General features: G+C 68.1%; 12 protein-coding genes. 4 read left to right on the forward strand and 8 right to left on the reverse strand.

Translation table 11 applies throughout. The features are described from left to right. Positions 1 to 6: 6 nt before the first annotated feature. The 5 genes from F8M74_RS14970 to F8M74_RS14990 form a co-directional block, all read right to left on the reverse strand. Positions 7 to 1,140, reverse strand: a complete 1,134-nt coding sequence (locus F8M74_RS14970) for a hypothetical protein (RefSeq protein ID WP_228559521.1) — start codon at positions 1,138 to 1,140, stop codon at positions 7 to 9. A gap of 79 nt (positions 1,141 to 1,219) precedes the next feature. Next, on the reverse strand, positions 1,220 to 2,398 hold the full coding sequence (locus F8M74_RS14975) for a hypothetical protein (RefSeq protein WP_141254685.1): 1,179 nt from the start codon (positions 2,396 to 2,398) through the stop codon (positions 1,220 to 1,222). Then, positions 2,399 to 3,292, reverse strand: coding sequence for a hypothetical protein (locus F8M74_RS14980; RefSeq protein ID WP_141254686.1), 894 nt, complete (start codon positions 3,290 to 3,292; stop codon positions 2,399 to 2,401). Between the two features lie 49 nt (positions 3,293 to 3,341). Beyond that, positions 3,342 to 4,403 carry a BamA/TamA family outer membrane protein gene (locus F8M74_RS14985; protein WP_141254687.1) on the reverse strand — a complete coding sequence of 354 codons (1,062 nt, stop codon included), beginning with the start codon at positions 4,401 to 4,403 and terminating at the stop codon, positions 3,342 to 3,344. Positions 4,404 to 4,412: 9 nt separating this feature from the next. Next, on the reverse strand, positions 4,413 to 5,717 hold the full coding sequence (locus F8M74_RS14990; protein WP_228559523.1) for a S9 family peptidase: 1,305 nt from the start codon (positions 5,715 to 5,717) through the stop codon (positions 4,413 to 4,415). A 164-nt stretch (positions 5,718 to 5,881) separates the two neighbouring features. On the opposite strand from F8M74_RS14990, the gene F8M74_RS14995 reads away from it, so the two are divergent. Further along, entirely contained in the window at positions 5,882 to 6,481 is a 600-nt protein-coding gene (locus F8M74_RS14995) for a TetR/AcrR family transcriptional regulator (RefSeq protein ID WP_011552930.1), read from the forward strand. Between the two features lie 22 nt (positions 6,482 to 6,503). Here the strand turns inward: F8M74_RS14995 and F8M74_RS15000 are convergent, their stop codons facing one another. Then, positions 6,504 to 8,594 carry a lamin tail domain-containing protein gene (locus tag F8M74_RS15000; RefSeq protein WP_228559525.1) on the reverse strand — a complete coding sequence of 697 codons (2,091 nt, stop codon included), beginning with the start codon at positions 8,592 to 8,594 and terminating at the stop codon, positions 6,504 to 6,506. Between the two features lie 95 nt (positions 8,595 to 8,689). Beyond that, on the reverse strand, positions 8,690 to 9,202 hold the full coding sequence (locus F8M74_RS15005) for a TetR family transcriptional regulator (protein WP_020478807.1): 513 nt from the start codon (positions 9,200 to 9,202) through the stop codon (positions 8,690 to 8,692). A 169-nt stretch (positions 9,203 to 9,371) separates the two neighbouring features. Here F8M74_RS15005 and F8M74_RS15010 point away from each other — a divergent pair, with 169 nt between their 5' ends. Together F8M74_RS15010 and F8M74_RS15015 are read left to right on the forward strand one after the other, a co-directional pair. Beyond that, positions 9,372 to 11,186: an NAD(P)/FAD-dependent oxidoreductase gene (locus F8M74_RS15010; RefSeq protein WP_171410227.1), complete on the forward strand. Its 1,815-nt coding sequence runs from the start codon at positions 9,372 to 9,374 to the stop codon at positions 11,184 to 11,186. After that, on the forward strand, positions 11,183 to 12,844 hold the full coding sequence (locus F8M74_RS15015; protein ID WP_171410228.1) for an SMP-30/gluconolactonase/LRE family protein: 1,662 nt from the start codon (positions 11,183 to 11,185) through the stop codon (positions 12,842 to 12,844). The genes F8M74_RS15010 and F8M74_RS15015 overlap by 4 nt, the downstream gene beginning before the upstream one ends. Positions 12,845 to 12,861: 17 nt before the next feature. On the opposite strand, the gene F8M74_RS15020 is transcribed toward F8M74_RS15015, so the two are convergent. After that, entirely contained in the window at positions 12,862 to 13,191 is a 330-nt protein-coding gene (locus tag F8M74_RS15020; protein WP_228559529.1) for a hypothetical protein, read from the reverse strand. A gap of 304 nt (positions 13,192 to 13,495) precedes the next feature. Here F8M74_RS15020 and F8M74_RS15025 point away from each other — a divergent pair, with 304 nt between their 5' ends. Beyond that, positions 13,496 to 14,692 (forward strand): AI-2E family transporter, encoded by a 1,197-nt coding sequence (locus F8M74_RS15025; protein ID WP_141255324.1) that lies wholly within the window; start codon positions 13,496 to 13,498, stop codon positions 14,690 to 14,692. Positions 14,693 to 14,754 lie beyond the last annotated feature (62 nt).

Here is a 14,754-nt window from a genome sequence, read left to right on the forward strand (position 1 = left end):
GCCGCGTCAGGGCAGGCGCGCGTCGAGCCACGTCAGGTGCGCGTCGACCGTCTCCGCCACCGCCTGCGCCTGGTCCGACGCGCTGGGGTCCGTGTAGGGATTGCCAATCTCCTTGTGCTGCCACTTCACCCAGGTCTGCTTGTACCAACCCCAGTCGAGGTTCGTGCCCGTCGAAGGCGGGGTGCTGCCCGCGTAGCCGGAGAAGGCGCGGATGCCCGTGGCGGGAGCGACCTCCTGGCCTCCCACCACGTGGAAGATGTGGAGCCTGTCGCGGCGGGGGAACTGGGCCGTCAGGTTCGTGGCCCACGCGCCATAGAAGGTGCCCCAGGGCCGCACGGGGTTGTTGATCTTGCTGTCGAAGGTCCCCAGCTCACCCTGGCTGTTGCGGCACACGCCATCGAATGACGACACGTAGATGTCGATGCCGTCGAGCGCCGTGTTCGCGCGGAGCGCTTGCGCCATGCGCATCATCAAGCATCCACCGCGCGAGCTGCCCGCCAGGTAGATGGCGCGCGTCTCCGGACGGACCTGCGCCTGGAGCCAGTTCGAGAAGCCATTCACGATGCGCTGCTTCGTGTCGCTGTCGAACAGGTGGTCGAAGTTGGCGTCGTTGACGACGGACAGGTACGTCTTCCCGCTGGGAAACAACCCCAGGGCGCGCAGCTTCATGGCCAGCGAACGGCCGTCCAGGCTCACGTTGGGACAGGAGACGCTGTCACAGGACGCATCCCAGTTGGAGGCCTGCCCGGTGACGCCGCTGGAGTGGCCGCTGCTCGAAATCTTCTGTCCCGCGGACATGAGGACAAGGGCCTCGCGCACGGCAGGCGCGTCCACCTCCGCGATGCGGATGTTGTGGAGCGCGATGTCCAAAGCGCCCGCCGCGCGGAAGTGCTCGAACCCCGCCGTTGCCTGATAGGCCCCCGAGCCGTTCCTGTAGACGACACGGCGGGACACCACCGTCTGGCTGCTGCCGCTGGGATACGTCAGCGCCTGGGCCTGGGCGTCCAGCGCGCCCTCGGGTTCGGGCGCGGACGGGGCCGGCTCCATGGGGCCCCCGCAGCCCGCGAGGGCGCCTGTGAGCAGCAGGGCCAGGTTCAGCCTGGAGAAGACACGACGAGCGACGCGTTCGGTGCGGACCATGGTGTGCTCCGAGGGCGGAGGGAGGTGCATCGGCACGCCCTGGGCACGCCCCCCTGGGCCCAGGGCGAAGTCGAAGTGCTCAGGGCACGCTCACGGTGGCTCGGGCCAGGGCGAGCCAGGAGTTGCGCCGGCCCGGGTCCTCCAGCGGCGCGGTGTCGTACCGCTGGGCGTACCCGGCGGCACCGAGGCCGAAGAAGGACGTCACCCACCAGCGGACCGCGAGGGCGCCGCCCGTCGTACCGCCGGGCTGGATGTCGGAGGCGCCCCGGCCCAGCCACAGCCGCTCCACGCGCGCGGCGAGCTCGACGGCGCCCGTGGGCACCTGCCCGGCGTTGACGGCGTCCATGCCGGTGGGGTCGTTCGGCGCCACGGGCCAGCGACCGCCGTCGCCCCGGGGGCGTCCCACTACCACCCAGGACACCTCCAGCGAGGCGCCCTGGCTCTCCATCCGCGGCAGTCCTTCGCGCGGGGTGTTGGGATTGCCATCGGTATCGCGAGAGCGCCGCTCCCAGGCCGCGGCGCCTTCCGCCAGCACCCGCACGGGCCCAACGTCCAGCCGCGCGTGCGCCTCCACCACCGAGCGAGGCCCCGATACCGGCGGGGACCGGTAGAAGACGAAGTTCTGGGGGCCGATGCCACCGATGCCGGCCCGGTCGTAGGCGTTCTCCACATGGACACCCGCGCCAGCGCGGAAGCCCCAGAAGGCATCCACGTTGCCCCGGGCGCGGCCCCAGCGTCCGTCCACGCGGGCGTCCAGGGCGGGCAGGCTGTTGTCATTGCCCAACGGACTGCGCGAGCCATTGCCCACGCGCACCCAGGCCTCCACGGGCAGCGTCTTGGGCGCCCACCAGGCCTCGATGCCCAGGTCGCGGCGCGGCCAGAACGTCTGCGCCAACAGGGACAGCTCGGGAATGGCCCGGGCCTCCAGGCTCTCGTCGCGCGCGCTGATGAACAACGGCGTCTTCGACATGCCCATGGACAGGCGCAGCGACTCGCCCAGGGTGGCGGCCACGAAGGCGTCGACGAGCGCGGGCTTCTCCTGCGCCCACTCCGCCACGCCGGAAGCCATCAGCCAGGGCACGGGGTAGGCCCGGGCACCCACGCGGAGGCGGGCCAGCGTGACGCCGTCGAAGCCCTCCACCTCGGAGACGTGCTGACGCCAGTCGATTTCACCCACCAGGACGGGCTGGAGCCAGTCCGGGGCCGCCAGCGCGGGCGTGCTCGCCAGCGCGGCCACTGCGATGAGGACACGGCGCATTCAGTCCACCGGGACAATCTGGAGGAAGTGCGTGGTGCCGTTGGACTCGTCCCTGTCGTGGTCGGCGATGAAGAGGCGGCGGTTGGCGGCGTCGTAGGCGATGCCGCGCACGTTCTGGAATCCACTGACGATGACCCGCTGCGCGCCGGTGCTGGGATTGATGCTGACCACGGTGCCCTGACGGGTGCCTGTGAGCAGCGCGCCGCCCGGCCCGAGCGACAGCAGGTCCGGCTCGGTGAGGGTGGCGATGGTGGTCAGCTCCGAGGGACGCGCCAGCGGCGAGCGGTACACCTTCCCGGCAATCTGGTCCGCGATGTAGAGCGAGTCACCCACGGCCAGTACGCCCACGGGCTTCTCCAGCGCGCCCACCACCTCCTGCTCGGTGCCGTCCAGGTTGAGCAGGGCGATGGAGCCCACATTCACGTTGCTGTTGCGGACGAAGTAGGAGTTGAAGAGCCGCCCGTCCTCCGTCACCGTCAGGCCGATGCGGCGGCGGTTGGTGGGCAGTCCCGGCACCGTGCCGGTGGTCCCGTCCGGCCGCGCGAAGAGCACCGCGCCCGCCGTCCCGAAGCCGAAGCGCACCGTCACCAGCGTGCCGTCCGGCATCCGCACCACCTCGCCCAGGTTGGTGCTGTTGGGCGGCGCGTCCGGCAGCGCGACGGCCAGGGACACGCCTTCACCGTCCCGGTATTTGAGGATGCGGTGGTTCTGGTCGTCGGCGATGTAGAGCGTTTCGTTCTCGGCGTCCCAGAACATCCCGTTGGGGTCGCCGTCCAGTGGGATGGCCTTTGGGCCCCGGTCCACGGGCGCATCCACTCCCGGACCGTCGGAGGGGGCGTCGGAGCAGCCCACGAGGGAGAGCAGGGCAAGAAGGGACAACAGGGGAGCGCGCATGGCCGGACTTCTAACTCACGGGACGGTGAATGTTGGCTGATTTCCCAGTCTAGAAAGCCTCGCCCACGTTCAAATAGAAGCTGGGTTCGCTTCCGTAGGCGATATCGAGCCGGATGTTGACGGGAACGTCGGACATGGGTGCGAAGCGCAGCCCTACGCCAGCCGCGGGTTTGATGTCACGCATGTCGAAGTCGCGTGGGCTGCGTGCCACCGTCGCCGCGGAGACGAAGGCCACGCCGCCCAGTCGCCAGAAGAGGGGCGCGCGGTACTCAACCTGCGCGCCCAGGTGCTGGCGCTCGCGGAAGCGTCCCTCCAGGTAGCCTCGGCTCAACTCCATCCCACCCAACCGTCCCGTGTCATAGAAGGGCGGTTCACCGTCGCGCAGGTCGACGAGTCCCTGCATCGCGAGAACGTGCCGCTGTCCCCATGGAAGTGTGAGGTAGCGCCGGACATCCAGCCGCAGCACATCGAAGACGTAGTCGGAGCTCCACGCGTCCCGGGCCCGGCGCAGGTTGAGCCGCGCCACCAGTCCTGTCACCGGATTGAGCGTGTTGTCTCGTGAGTCATAAAGGGCGGTCAGTCCGAATTGAACCGTCGAACCGCCCTCGGCGCCCGTCATGTGCCGCACCGCCCCGTCCTCCGCGACATAGGTGAAGCGCGCGTGCTGATAGCGCACGGTGGGGCCGACATAGAGGCGGGGGACGATGCGCCACTTCGGACTCAGTTCAAGTTCGAAGAAGATGGGTGTGAAGTCCTCCTCGTCCTCCGCCCGCGTGCGTGCGCCCATGCCGAAGAAGCGGTCCGGGAAGCGCGCCGCGCTGGCGGTGGCCGTCAGGTTCAGCCGGTCGTCGAGGAGATTCACGTCCGGCTGGAGGAGGAGGGTGAACTGGCCACGGGTGCTCGCGGCGGCGGCCAGCATCACCTGGGACTCCCTGCCGCCTCGCGACGCCGGGGGCTGATAGATGAGCGATGCCGCGCCGCCCAGGAGGAAGCTCGTCTCCGGCTGATAGGCGGGCAGCACGAAGGGGACGACGCTGAAGCGCCCCTCCGGTGCTTCCTCGGGAGTGGCCACGAGCAAGACGCCGAGGACGGCCGTGAGGAGCGGTGTCATGGCGGGGCCTCAGACGTTTTCGTCGAGCCAGTCGAACAGGCGCGCTTCGGCCAGCGCCGTGGACGCCGCCTGACAGTGCAGGGGCGCGGCCTCTTCGTGGGTGAACATCATCAGGTGCTTGGGGCTCCGGAGCGCGTCGTAGAGCTTCTGGGATTGGCCCGGCGAGGCATCCTCCGCCTCGCCCTCCATGATGAGTACCGGGCAGCGGATGCGGTCGACGATGGCCTCGTTGGTGAACTCCTCCAGCTTGCGGAAGAGCTCCGACGGCGACCGGGCGCCATGCTTCCAATACACGTCACGCAGCCAGTACTGGGCGGTGGGCCAGCGGTCCGCGAGCGCGGTAATCGCCTGGTCGAACTTCTCCGGGTGTGACTTCAGCAGCGCCAGCGAGCCCGGGAGGAAGCGGTTGAAGTGCGAGCTGGTGGACTCCCACCAGCTGAGGACGCCGGGGTTGGCGATGCACAGGGCGATGCGAGGCTCGAACGCCGCCGCCCGAGGCGCCAGGGCGCCGCCGAACGACAGTCCCATGAGGAGGATGCGGCGAGGGTCCACTCCGCTGATGCGCTCGGCTGCGTCCACCACGGGGCTGACGGCCTTCTCCCAATCCGGCCGGAAGCTCAGCCGGTGTTCCCGCAGCGAGCGGCCCTGGCCCGGGCCGTGGAACATGAGCACGTGGTAGCCGCGCCGGGTCGCGCCTTCCCAGACCCACTTCGTCTCCTCCGGCCAGGCATGCAGCCCCTGGTGGAGGAGGATGACGGGCGCGCTGGGCTTCGCGTGCGGCGAGCGCACGAAGTACGCCGCCAGCGTGGTGCCCTCGTAGGGGATGGCCAGCGGCTGCACGTCGTAGCCGAGCAGCCCGTTCGACTTCTCGAAGGTGGTCGCCGCCTGCCGCGTCACCTCGAGCGTCCGCGGGTCCTCCAGGTCCGTGTAGTGCATCGTCGCCGCGCGGTAGTAGTTCGCCGCGCGCGCGTAGGCCTGGCCGGCGCTCAGCAGGTGACCCTTGGACTCGGCGTCCTGGGCGTGGCCGTGGACTCGCCGCGCCGTCTGGGTCCACGCCTCGAACCAACTGCGCTCGTCCCCGGGCTGGATGCGGCTGGCCGTCTCCAGCACGTCCCCCACGTCGCTCTGGCCATGGGTGGCATGGCTGAGGAACCAGAGCACCTGGTTGTCCATCAGCCCGTCCCCCGTGAGGCGGATGTCGTACCAGGCGTCGCTTCGGGGGTTGATGCCCTGTACGTCCTTGGACACCGGTGCCAGCGCGCTCCGCAGCCCCAGCGCCGCCGCCGCGCCGCCAGCAAACAGCCCCGCTCCCATCAGCACGCCTCGTCGAGAGGGGCTTCCTGCGGTAGGTTCGCCTTCGGGCTTGATCATAGGATTCAATCCCCTGGGTTAATCAGTTGGTTGAATCAATAGATTTAAGGTTGCCCGCGCCTGTCAAGCGCCGGCGCGGACTCACGTCGTTTCAGGGGTTTACAGGGATGGGGACCAAGGAGCAGGAGGCCCGGGAGCGCATTCTCCGGGCGACCATCGTGTGCATCGGCCGGGACGGACTGGATGCGACGGGCATCCGGGAGATTGCCCGTGAGGCGCAGGTGAACAGCGCGGCCATCAGCTACTACTTCCGGAGCAAGGAGAAGCTGGTTGCCCTGGCGCTGGAGCAGACGCTGGACCAGGCCTTCGGAAACGTCCTGGAGGACTTCGATCGGCTCCGGTTGGAGGGCCTGGGCATTCGCGAGGCGTTCGAGACGCTGCTCGAGGATTTGATGAGCAACTCGCTGCGCTACCCGTACATCGCGCACGCGCACTTCCACGACGCGCTGGCCCATCAGCGCTACGACAGTTCCGCTATCCAGCGCTTCAATGCGTTCCTGGCCGAGCTGGCCGGGCGGCTGGCACCGGGGGCGCCGCATCTGCCGGAGAACCGGCTGCGGATGGCGCTGACCCAGGTCTGGGCCTCCCTGAGCCTGCTGTCGATGATGCCCCGGCTGTTCGACCAGTTCATCCTGCTCGACTTCGGCACGCTCGACACGCGGCGCGCCTGGGTGCAGCAGGCGTCACGGCTCCTCTTCGTTCCGTGAGGGCCGTGTCACACGTGTCTCGTCAGAACGCCGCGCCGTTCGCGCGCAGCCCTGGAGAGCTGGCGACCCCCGGCGTCAGCGTGTCATGCGCGACGAAGTTCGCATCCGGCGTGGCGTCCGTCGAGCGGTTGGCGGAAACCCCGGGCACGGTGGACGTGTAGTCGTAATAGTCCACCAGGGTGGAGTCCTGTCGCCGGACGCGCACGACGTCACTGCCGTTCCCCAGGCCCAGCAGGCCACTGGAAGCGGCCAGCGCATTCGCCTGTCCCGCAGGCACCGCCGCGGCGCCACCGAAGACGACCACCGCCTTGCCACCACCCAGCTGCGTCCCCTGCGCGAAGACATGCCGCGCGGAACCGCTGGTGGAGTCCCACAGCGTCCAGCCGGAGATGTCCACGGGGAAGCGACTGGCGTTGACCAGCTCCACGAACTCGTACGCGGTGGCCTGGGCGCCTTCATTGGCCAACACCTCGTTGATGAACACGCGCGCGGCGCCATTGGCGATGGTCAGCGCCTCGTCATTCATGTCCGTGTGCGCCGGTTCGTAGACATCCACCACGCGTACCCACACGTTCGAGGCCGCCTCGTCCGGAAGGCTCCAGACGACGCGCCCCAGGGCCGCCGGGACGGACTCGGCCAGGAAGCTCCAGTCCGTGCCGCCATTGGTGGAGACCTCGACGCGGACTTTGCCCACGCCCCAGGACGTCCAGGTGATGGGCAGCGTGCTCCCGCCCTGGTACGTCCCGCCGTGGGGCGACTTCAGGCGGAGGAAGGGGCCGGTTGCCGTGCTGAAGGCGTAGCTGCTGACGACGGGGCGGTGGTCACTGACCACGTTGAGGAAGTCGGGGAACCACTCGTCCACGTAGAGCACGCGGGCCGATTCCGTGACGTAGCGGTCCGCCGCCTCGTTGGTGGCCAGGGTGTGGTCGACGACGTTCTCGAAGCCAATGGAGGTGTCATCCCCCGCCAGCGACAGCTCCCGGGTGATGAAGGTGTAGCGAGCCGAGTCGGAGACGAAGTTCTGGTAGGGCGTGGCCAGCGGCGCGCCGGAGGTGGGGTCGAGCGAGATGGACTCGTCCGCGTCGTCATTCCAGTCGCCAATCACGAAGACGTGCTGCGTGGGCAACTGCTCGTCAATGTACGCCTTGAGCGCCGCGGACGCGCGCTCCCGGGCTTCGCGCGGCCCCGTCGGGTCGGCGCTGTTGGCGCACATGTGGACGACGATGACGGTGAGCGGCGTCTCCGCCCCATTGATTTCGGTGGTGAAGTCCACGCGGAGCGGCGGGCGGTCCGCGAAGTCGGAGATGTTGCCAATCCGGACCAGGGTCGCGCTCTGGAAGGTGAGGGCGCTGTCGTAGAGTACGCCCAGCTTCTGGCTGCTCGTGCTGTAGGGAGACGTTCCGCCAGAGACGAAGACCGCGTTGTTGGAGAGGAAGCCGTCGAAGCCGGGGAGCTGGGCCTTGAGCAGGTCGAAGTCGGCGGTATCCACCATCTCCACCATGGCCCACAGGTTGGCGCCCGCCGCGAGCATGATGTCGCGCGCACCGGCAATCTGCAGGTCATCGGACGTGCCGCCATCCGACGAGGAGTTCGACGGGCCGCGCGAATCCGAGCCGAAGTAGGTGAGGTTCCACTGGCCCGCGGTGAACACGGGGGCGCCCGGCGCGCTCACGGAGAGCGTCAGCTCCCGGGTGCCCGTCTGGCCATTCGCATCCTCCACCGTGACAGTGAAGGTCCTGTCGGCCACCTGGGCGGGCGTGCCGCTGAGCGTGCCCGTGGCGGACAGCGTGAGGCCCGCTGGCGCCGTCCCCGCCGTGATGCTCCAGGTCAGGGGCGCGGTGCCACCCGCGGCGGCCAGCGTCGTCGTGTACGCCCGGCCCACGGTGCCTTCCGGCAGCGCCTCGGTGGTGATGCCAGGCGGCGCATCCTGTCCGGCGTCCGCCCCCGCATCGGAATCGGTGCCCGCATCGGAGTCCGTCCCAGAGTCGGGATTGTTTCCGGCGTCCACGACGACGCCACTGTCCGCGGGCGTGGGCGTGGGCGTGGGGTCGTCCCCGCAGGCGGTCAATTGGAGCAGGACGAGAAGTGGCGCGAGTGCGCGGGGTGGCGACATGAACGACTCCAGGGCAGGGAACGAAGCTCGAAGGACAGCGATGGTAGCCGATGGGGCGGACATGCGCCCTCTGCCACGACAGGACCGCCGCGTCCTCAGGTCGCGCCTTCGTCAATGACTGACTGGATTGCGGCCGCCAACCAACGCTGGGTGGACGTGTCGAGCCCTTCTGAGAGCCGTTGGATGGGCAGCAGCCGCCCGCTGACGAGCAAGCCATTCCAGAGGATGTTGAGCCGGGCCGCGCGCCCCTCGCCATCCGGAGCGCCCAGCCAGCGGGCCAGGGGGGCGATGACCTGCTTCTGGAGCAATTCGACGCTGGTCGCATGGGCTTCGGGGTCGGACGCCGACAGGATGAGCATCGCCAACGGACCCGAGGCGTCGTGTGCGCCCAGGAAGAGGGACACCACCGTCTCTCCAAACTGGCGCCTGTCTATCTGGAGCAACGGGCCGATATCGAGCACCTGCGCCAGCGTCTCCCGGTACAGCCCCTGCTTGGAGCCGAAGTAGCGGCCCACGAGCGAGGAGTTGACTCCGGCCAGCGCCGCGATGTCCCGCACCCCCGTGTTGGCGAAGCCCTGTGTGGAGAAGAGGGCCCGCGCGGCGGTCATCAGGGAGGTGCGTGTGCGTTCGGAGTCTCTTTGCCGAACGGCTGGCTTTGCAGTGGGCAGTCGGGTCAAGGGCATCTGGGTTTACTTATAATTCCGACTGAGTTATGTCTATGTAAGTAAACGACTGTGTACGTCGTGTGTGGCTTCCAACTTGAAAGGATATGTGCGGATGACTGCGACAAAGCAGGAGGGGAGCGCTTTTTCTCCGGAGGCCTTGAAGGAGAAGTACCGCCTCGAGCGTGAGAAGCGGCTGCGGCCCGACGGCAATACGCAGTACATCCCCGTGAAGGGCGTCTTCGCGGACTTCGACAAGGACCCTTATGTCGAGCCTGGCTTCACACGTCCGGCGCTGGCGGAAAAGCTAGACGTCTTGATTGTCGGAGGTGGGTTTGGCGGCATGTTGTCGGCCGCGCGGCTGCGTCAGGCGGGCGTGGACTCCATCCGCATTGTCGAGAAGGGCGGCGACTTCGGTGGCACCTGGTACTGGAACCGCTATCCAGGCGCCGCTTGCGATGTGGAGTCCTACATCTATCTGCCGCTGCTCGAAGAGACTGGCTACATGCCCACGGAGAAGTATGCGCGGGCGCCCGAAATCTTCGCCCATTGTCAGCGCATCGGCAGGCACTTCCAGCTCTATGAGAAGGCGCTGTTCCAGACCCTGGTCCAGTCCATGGACTGGGACGAGGACGCCCGGCGCTGGAACGTCACGACGGACCGAGGGGACCGGCTGGCGGCGCGGTTCGTCATCATCGCGGGAGGCATCCTCCACAAGGCCAAGCTGCCCGGCATTCCAGGCATCGAGACGTTCAAGGGGCATTGCTTCCATACCAGCCGCTGGGACTACGCCTATACCGGTGGCAGCCCCACCAGCCGCATGACCCGGCTGGGCGACAAGCGCGTGGGCATCATCGGCACGGGCGCCACGGCGGTTCAAGCCATTCCCCAACTGGGGGCTGTGGCCCAGCAGCTGTATGTCTTTCAGCGCACTCCCTCGAGTGTTGGCGTGCGTGGCAACCGGCCCACGGATGAGGCCTGGGCGAAGTCGCTCCAGACCGGCTGGCAGCAAGATCGCATCCGCAACTTCTCCGCGATTGTCTCTGGCCGCCCGCTGCCGGTCGACATGGTCCAGGACGGCTGGACGTACATCTTCCAGGACGGCGCGACCCAGCAGGCCCGGACGCCCGAGGAAGCAGTCGAACTCCGCCAACTGGCTGACTACCAGAAGATGGAGGAGATCCGCGCGCGGGTGGATGCCATTGTCTCGGATGCGGCGACGGCCGAGGCGCTCAAGCCTTATTACAACCCGATGTGCAAGCGGCCCTGTTTCCACGACGAGTACCTGGAGACGTTCAACCGGCCCAACGTCCAGCTCGTGGACACCGAAGGCAAGGGCGTGGAGCGGATTACGCCGACGGGTGTGGTGGTGAAGGGGAAGGAATACCCGGTCGACTGCCTCATCTACGCCTCGGGCTTCGAAGTCTCGGGTGACTACACCCGGATGCTGGGCTTCGACATCCGGGGCCGCGATGGCACATCGCTCCGGGAAAGCTGGGCCGACGGTCCGGCGACGCTGCATGGCATGCACAGCCGCGGCTTCCCGAATCTGTTGATGTTCACCACGACCCAGAGCGGCTGGGCCATCAACTTCGTGCACATCCTCGACGAGCAGTCCCAGCACGCCGCCTACATCATCGGGCGGTGCCTGAAGCAGGGCGTGGAAGTCATCGAGCCCTCTGCACAGGCACAGCAGCAGTGGTGGGACGTGATTCTCTCCCGTCTCAGGACGGGGATTTCCTTCGGCGGGGCGGATTGCACGCCCGGCTACTACAACAACGAAGGCGTCAGCCCGGGGCCGAACGCCATCCGCTATGCGACCTTCGGAGGCGACACGCTCGCGTTCATCGATGTCCTGCGTGCCTGGCGGCAGGGCGATGGACTCGTGGGCCTGGAACTCACGCAGGGCAAGGTGGATTCGCATCCATGAGTGCCTCCATGTTCCGATGCGTCTCCAAGTCCCTTGCCGCCGGTCTGCTGTTGATGGCGGGCCCGGCCCTGGCGACCCCTCCCAAGTCCTACCGTCAGGAGACGGTGGTGGCCGGCTCCTACTTCCAGGGTGTCCACGGGCTCGCCGTGGATGGCAAGGGAAACCTGCTGGCCAGCAACCTGCTGGGCCAGTCGGTCCACGCCGTCAACCTGAGCACGGGCGCGGTGAGCACGCTCGTGGGGCCTCCGCTGGGCGGCGCGGATGACGTTGCGCTGGGGCCTGACGGCTCCATCTACTGGACGGGTTACTTCTCCGGCCAGTTGATGCGGCGCACTCCGGATGGGAAGACGCGTGTCATCGCCAGGAACCTGCCGGGCCTCAACTCGCTGGCTTTCCGCGGCGATGGCCGGTTCTACGTGACGCAACTCGGGCGAGGTGATGCGCTATGGGAGGTGGACCCGACCGGGCGCAAGCCGCCCCGGAAGGTCATCGACGCGCCCGGTTATCTCAATGGCTTCGAGTTTGGCCCCGATGACCGGCTGTATGGCCTGCTCATCCTCAAGGGGCAGATTGCCCGCGTGGACGTGGACACGGGCCTCATCGAGAAGGTGGCGGAAGGCTTCACGGTGCCCGTCGCCGTCAACTTCGACGCGCGCCGGGAGAACCTCTACGTCGTCGACGCGGCGACGGGTGAACTGGTGCGGGTCCGTCTGCCGTCGGGTGCCAAGGAGGTCGTCGCGAAGCTGCCCACCGGGCTCGACAATCTGGCCGTGGGCCCGGATGACCAGGTGTACGTGTCCAACATGGTCGACAACGACATCCGCGTGGTGAATCCCGCCGATGGCTCCGTTCGCCTCCTGGTCGAATCTCGCTTGTCCGTGCCCTCCGGTATCGCCGTCGTGCCAGATGACCCCGAGGAGACGCTGTACGTGGCGGATGTGTACGCCCTGCGCAGGGTGGGTGGGCGTGAGGGCTTGGTGACCCAGACGACGCGGGTCCTCTCGTCGCAGCTGAACTTCCCCATGAACGTGAGCGTGACTGCCCGGCATGTCGTGCTGAGCACGGCCTATCTGGGCAGCCACAGCACCCTCCAGGTGTTGGACCGCGGCACGGGAGCGCTCCTGCGGACCATTCCCAGTCCAAATGGCGCGCAGGGCGTGGTGGAATTGGAGGACGGCACACTGCTCGTCGCTGAGGCCGCCACGGGCCGGCTCGTTCGTGTGGATACCTCCGAGCCCGCCGTCACCACGGTGCTGGCGGAAAGGCTGGGTGGGCCCGTGGGACTCGCGGCCGACACGAAGGCGAAGGAGCCTGGGGTGTACGTGACGGAGGTGCGTTCGGGGAAGGTGACCCGCGTGCGCCTGTCGGATGGGGCGCGGCGCACGGTGGCCACGGGCCTCAAGGCGCCCGAAGGCATCGCGCTGCATCCCGATGGTGGGTTGATTGTCGCGGAGGTGGGCCGCAAGCGGTTGGTGCGCATCGACGCGGCCACGGGCCGGGTGACGGTGCTCGCCAGTGGCCTGCGCATCGGTCTGCCTGAGAGCGAGGGATTGCCTCCGGGCTACATCCCCACGGGCGTGGGCGTGGGCGCATCGGGCACCCTCTATGTGACGTCCGACATCGAGAGCGCGCTCTACCGCTTCGTCCCCGTGCCTTGAGCCTGCACGGCCCACCGTCACACGGGGACTTCGAGGTTCATCGAGAGACCCGCTTCGAACTCGGGCGCTTGCCGGAGCCGCTCCAGGACGATGCGGGTGCAGTGGAGCGTGACGAGGGGAATCGTTCCCGGTTCGCTGATCCACCGGACCGCGTCCATCAAGTGGTGGGCTTTCAGGAACGCGAGCACGGCGTCCCAGAAGCGGCGTCCTTCGTCGAGCGCGGCCTGGTAGGCGGGCCGACGGTCCGGGGCCGATGCCGGGATGGCATCGGCTCCACGCTTCTTGCGCGGCGAGGGCCGGTACGGCGCGGCGCTCTGCCGGGGCATGACGATGGCTTCAATCCACATCGCGTCACCCTCCACACTCCCGGTCCTCGGGTGGGTCTGGGGATTATCGGACATGGCGCGTGCAGGTTGCGCCCCCTTCGGCTCGCACTCAAGGGTGGGGCCCGCTCGCCCCCATGGCATGCGTTGCCTGCTTCGGGGCTCAAGGCTCGCTCGCACTTCATGCGTGACAGTGGGCGCACGTCTGCTTGCTTGCTGACTCTGCGCTACGCCAACTGCCTGAAGTTGCAGGAGCGCCTATCAGGTGACGCGGTGGTGTGCTCCGGGCCGCCTACCGTCCGTGCAACCACATCCTACCTTGTGAGGCATGAAGGCATCTCGTCGGCAGCTCCCCGTCTATGTGCCGCCGCGGACGGTCTGGATCGTCGGAACGCAGGTCCTGCTGCTCATCCTGTGCTGGGCCGCGCTCCGGGCGCTGTACCCGGTGCTCACGCTGCTGGCCGTCGTGCTGCTGCTGTCCATCGCGCTGAGTCCGCTGGTGCGCCAACTGAAGCAGTGGGGGCTTCCTCGCGGCGCGGGGGTGGCCATCGTGGCGCTGGCGCTGCTGGGGATGATGGGCGTCCTGGTGGGCTCGCTGGTGCCCATGCTCATCCACCAGTTGCAGGGCCTGGTCCAGTCGATGCCCGCCATGCTTGAACGGCTCGCGCAGTCCCGCTGGGTGGAGGAGCTGAGCACGCGTTATGGCGTGCAGGTCCAGGCGGAGGACCTCATCCGATTCGAGCCCTCGGACGTGGCGGGCCGCCTCATCAACGTCCTGTCGTCGACGCTGGGCCTGGTGGCGGGTGGCATCACCGTGGTGGTCCTCACGGTGTTCAGCCTGTTGTTCGGTGAAGACCTCTACGAGAGCACCATCCAGTGGGTGTCGCCGCGCCGCCAGCCTCGCGTGCGGTTGCTCATGTCCCGGATGCGCAAGGCCGTGGCCAACTACCTGGCGGGGACCCTGCTGGTGATGACCATTGGCGGAACGGTCGCTGCCACCATGGCGCTCATCCAGGGCGTGCCGTACTTCCTGCCGCTGGGATTGATGGTGATGATGATGGGCGTCATTCCCTATCTGGGCAGCATCATCAGCGCGGTGCTGGTGGGCATCATCACCCTGGCCGCGGTGGGCCTCAAGGATGCGCTCATCGCGGTGGCCGTGTTCATCGTGTACCAGCAGATTGAGTCCAACGTGCTGGGCCCCATGATTCAGCGGCGGGCCATCAAGATGAACCCGCTGCTCATCTCCATCGTGGTGCTCTGCGGCGGCGCGCTGGCGGGGCTGCCCGGCGTCGTCCTGGCGGTGCCGCTGGCCGCGGCGGCGCAGGTGCTGGTGCAGGAGGTGCTGGGGCTTCGCCGGGAAGCGTGGCAACGCAGCCATCGATTGGAAGACTCGAAGCGGGAGCCGGGCCGCGGCGCGGTGGAGGAAGGGCTGCTCTTCGCGGGCCCCATGGCGGGGCCACGTCCGGCAGCGCCGCCGAGTCGAGAGCCACCGCCGTCGCCGGACACTCCCTCGGCGCACTGAGTGTGAAAGCAGAAGGGCCTCCGGACGTCGACCCGGAGGCCCTTCGCGTTCATTCCGCCGTC

The sequence above is a fragment of the Myxococcus sp. CA023 genome (assembly GCF_010998615.1).
Classification (GTDB): Bacteria; Myxococcota; Myxococcia; order Myxococcales; family Myxococcaceae; genus Myxococcus.

Excerpts from the sequence above, each read along its gene's own strand:
- F8M74_RS14970 (WP_228559521.1), bottom strand. The coding sequence starts at position 1,140 with ATGGTCCGCACCGAACGCGTCGCTCGTCGTGTCTTCTCCAGGCTGAAC.
- F8M74_RS14975 (WP_141254685.1), bottom strand. The coding sequence starts at position 2,398 with ATGCGCCGTGTCCTCATCGCAGTGGCCGCGCTGGCGAGCACGCCCGCG.
- F8M74_RS14980 (WP_141254686.1), bottom strand. The coding sequence starts at position 3,292 with ATGCGCGCTCCCCTGTTGTCCCTTCTTGCCCTGCTCTCCCTCGTGGGC.
- F8M74_RS14985 (WP_141254687.1), bottom strand. The coding sequence starts at position 4,403 with ATGACACCGCTCCTCACGGCCGTCCTCGGCGTCTTGCTCGTGGCCACT.
- F8M74_RS14990 (WP_228559523.1), bottom strand. The coding sequence starts at position 5,717 with ATGGGAGCGGGGCTGTTTGCTGGCGGCGCGGCGGCGGCGCTGGGGCTG.
- F8M74_RS14995 (WP_011552930.1), top strand. The coding sequence starts at position 5,882 with ATGGGGACCAAGGAGCAGGAGGCCCGGGAGCGCATTCTCCGGGCGACC.
- F8M74_RS15000 (WP_228559525.1), bottom strand. The coding sequence starts at position 8,594 with ATGTCGCCACCCCGCGCACTCGCGCCACTTCTCGTCCTGCTCCAATTG.
- F8M74_RS15005 (WP_020478807.1), bottom strand. The coding sequence starts at position 9,202 with ATGACCGCCGCGCGGGCCCTCTTCTCCACACAGGGCTTCGCCAACACG.
- F8M74_RS15010 (WP_171410227.1), top strand. The coding sequence starts at position 9,372 with ATGACTGCGACAAAGCAGGAGGGGAGCGCTTTTTCTCCGGAGGCCTTG.
- F8M74_RS15015 (WP_171410228.1), top strand. The coding sequence starts at position 11,183 with ATGAGTGCCTCCATGTTCCGATGCGTCTCCAAGTCCCTTGCCGCCGGT.
- F8M74_RS15020 (WP_228559529.1), bottom strand. The coding sequence starts at position 13,191 with ATGTGGATTGAAGCCATCGTCATGCCCCGGCAGAGCGCCGCGCCGTAC.
- F8M74_RS15025 (WP_141255324.1), top strand. The coding sequence starts at position 13,496 with ATGAAGGCATCTCGTCGGCAGCTCCCCGTCTATGTGCCGCCGCGGACG.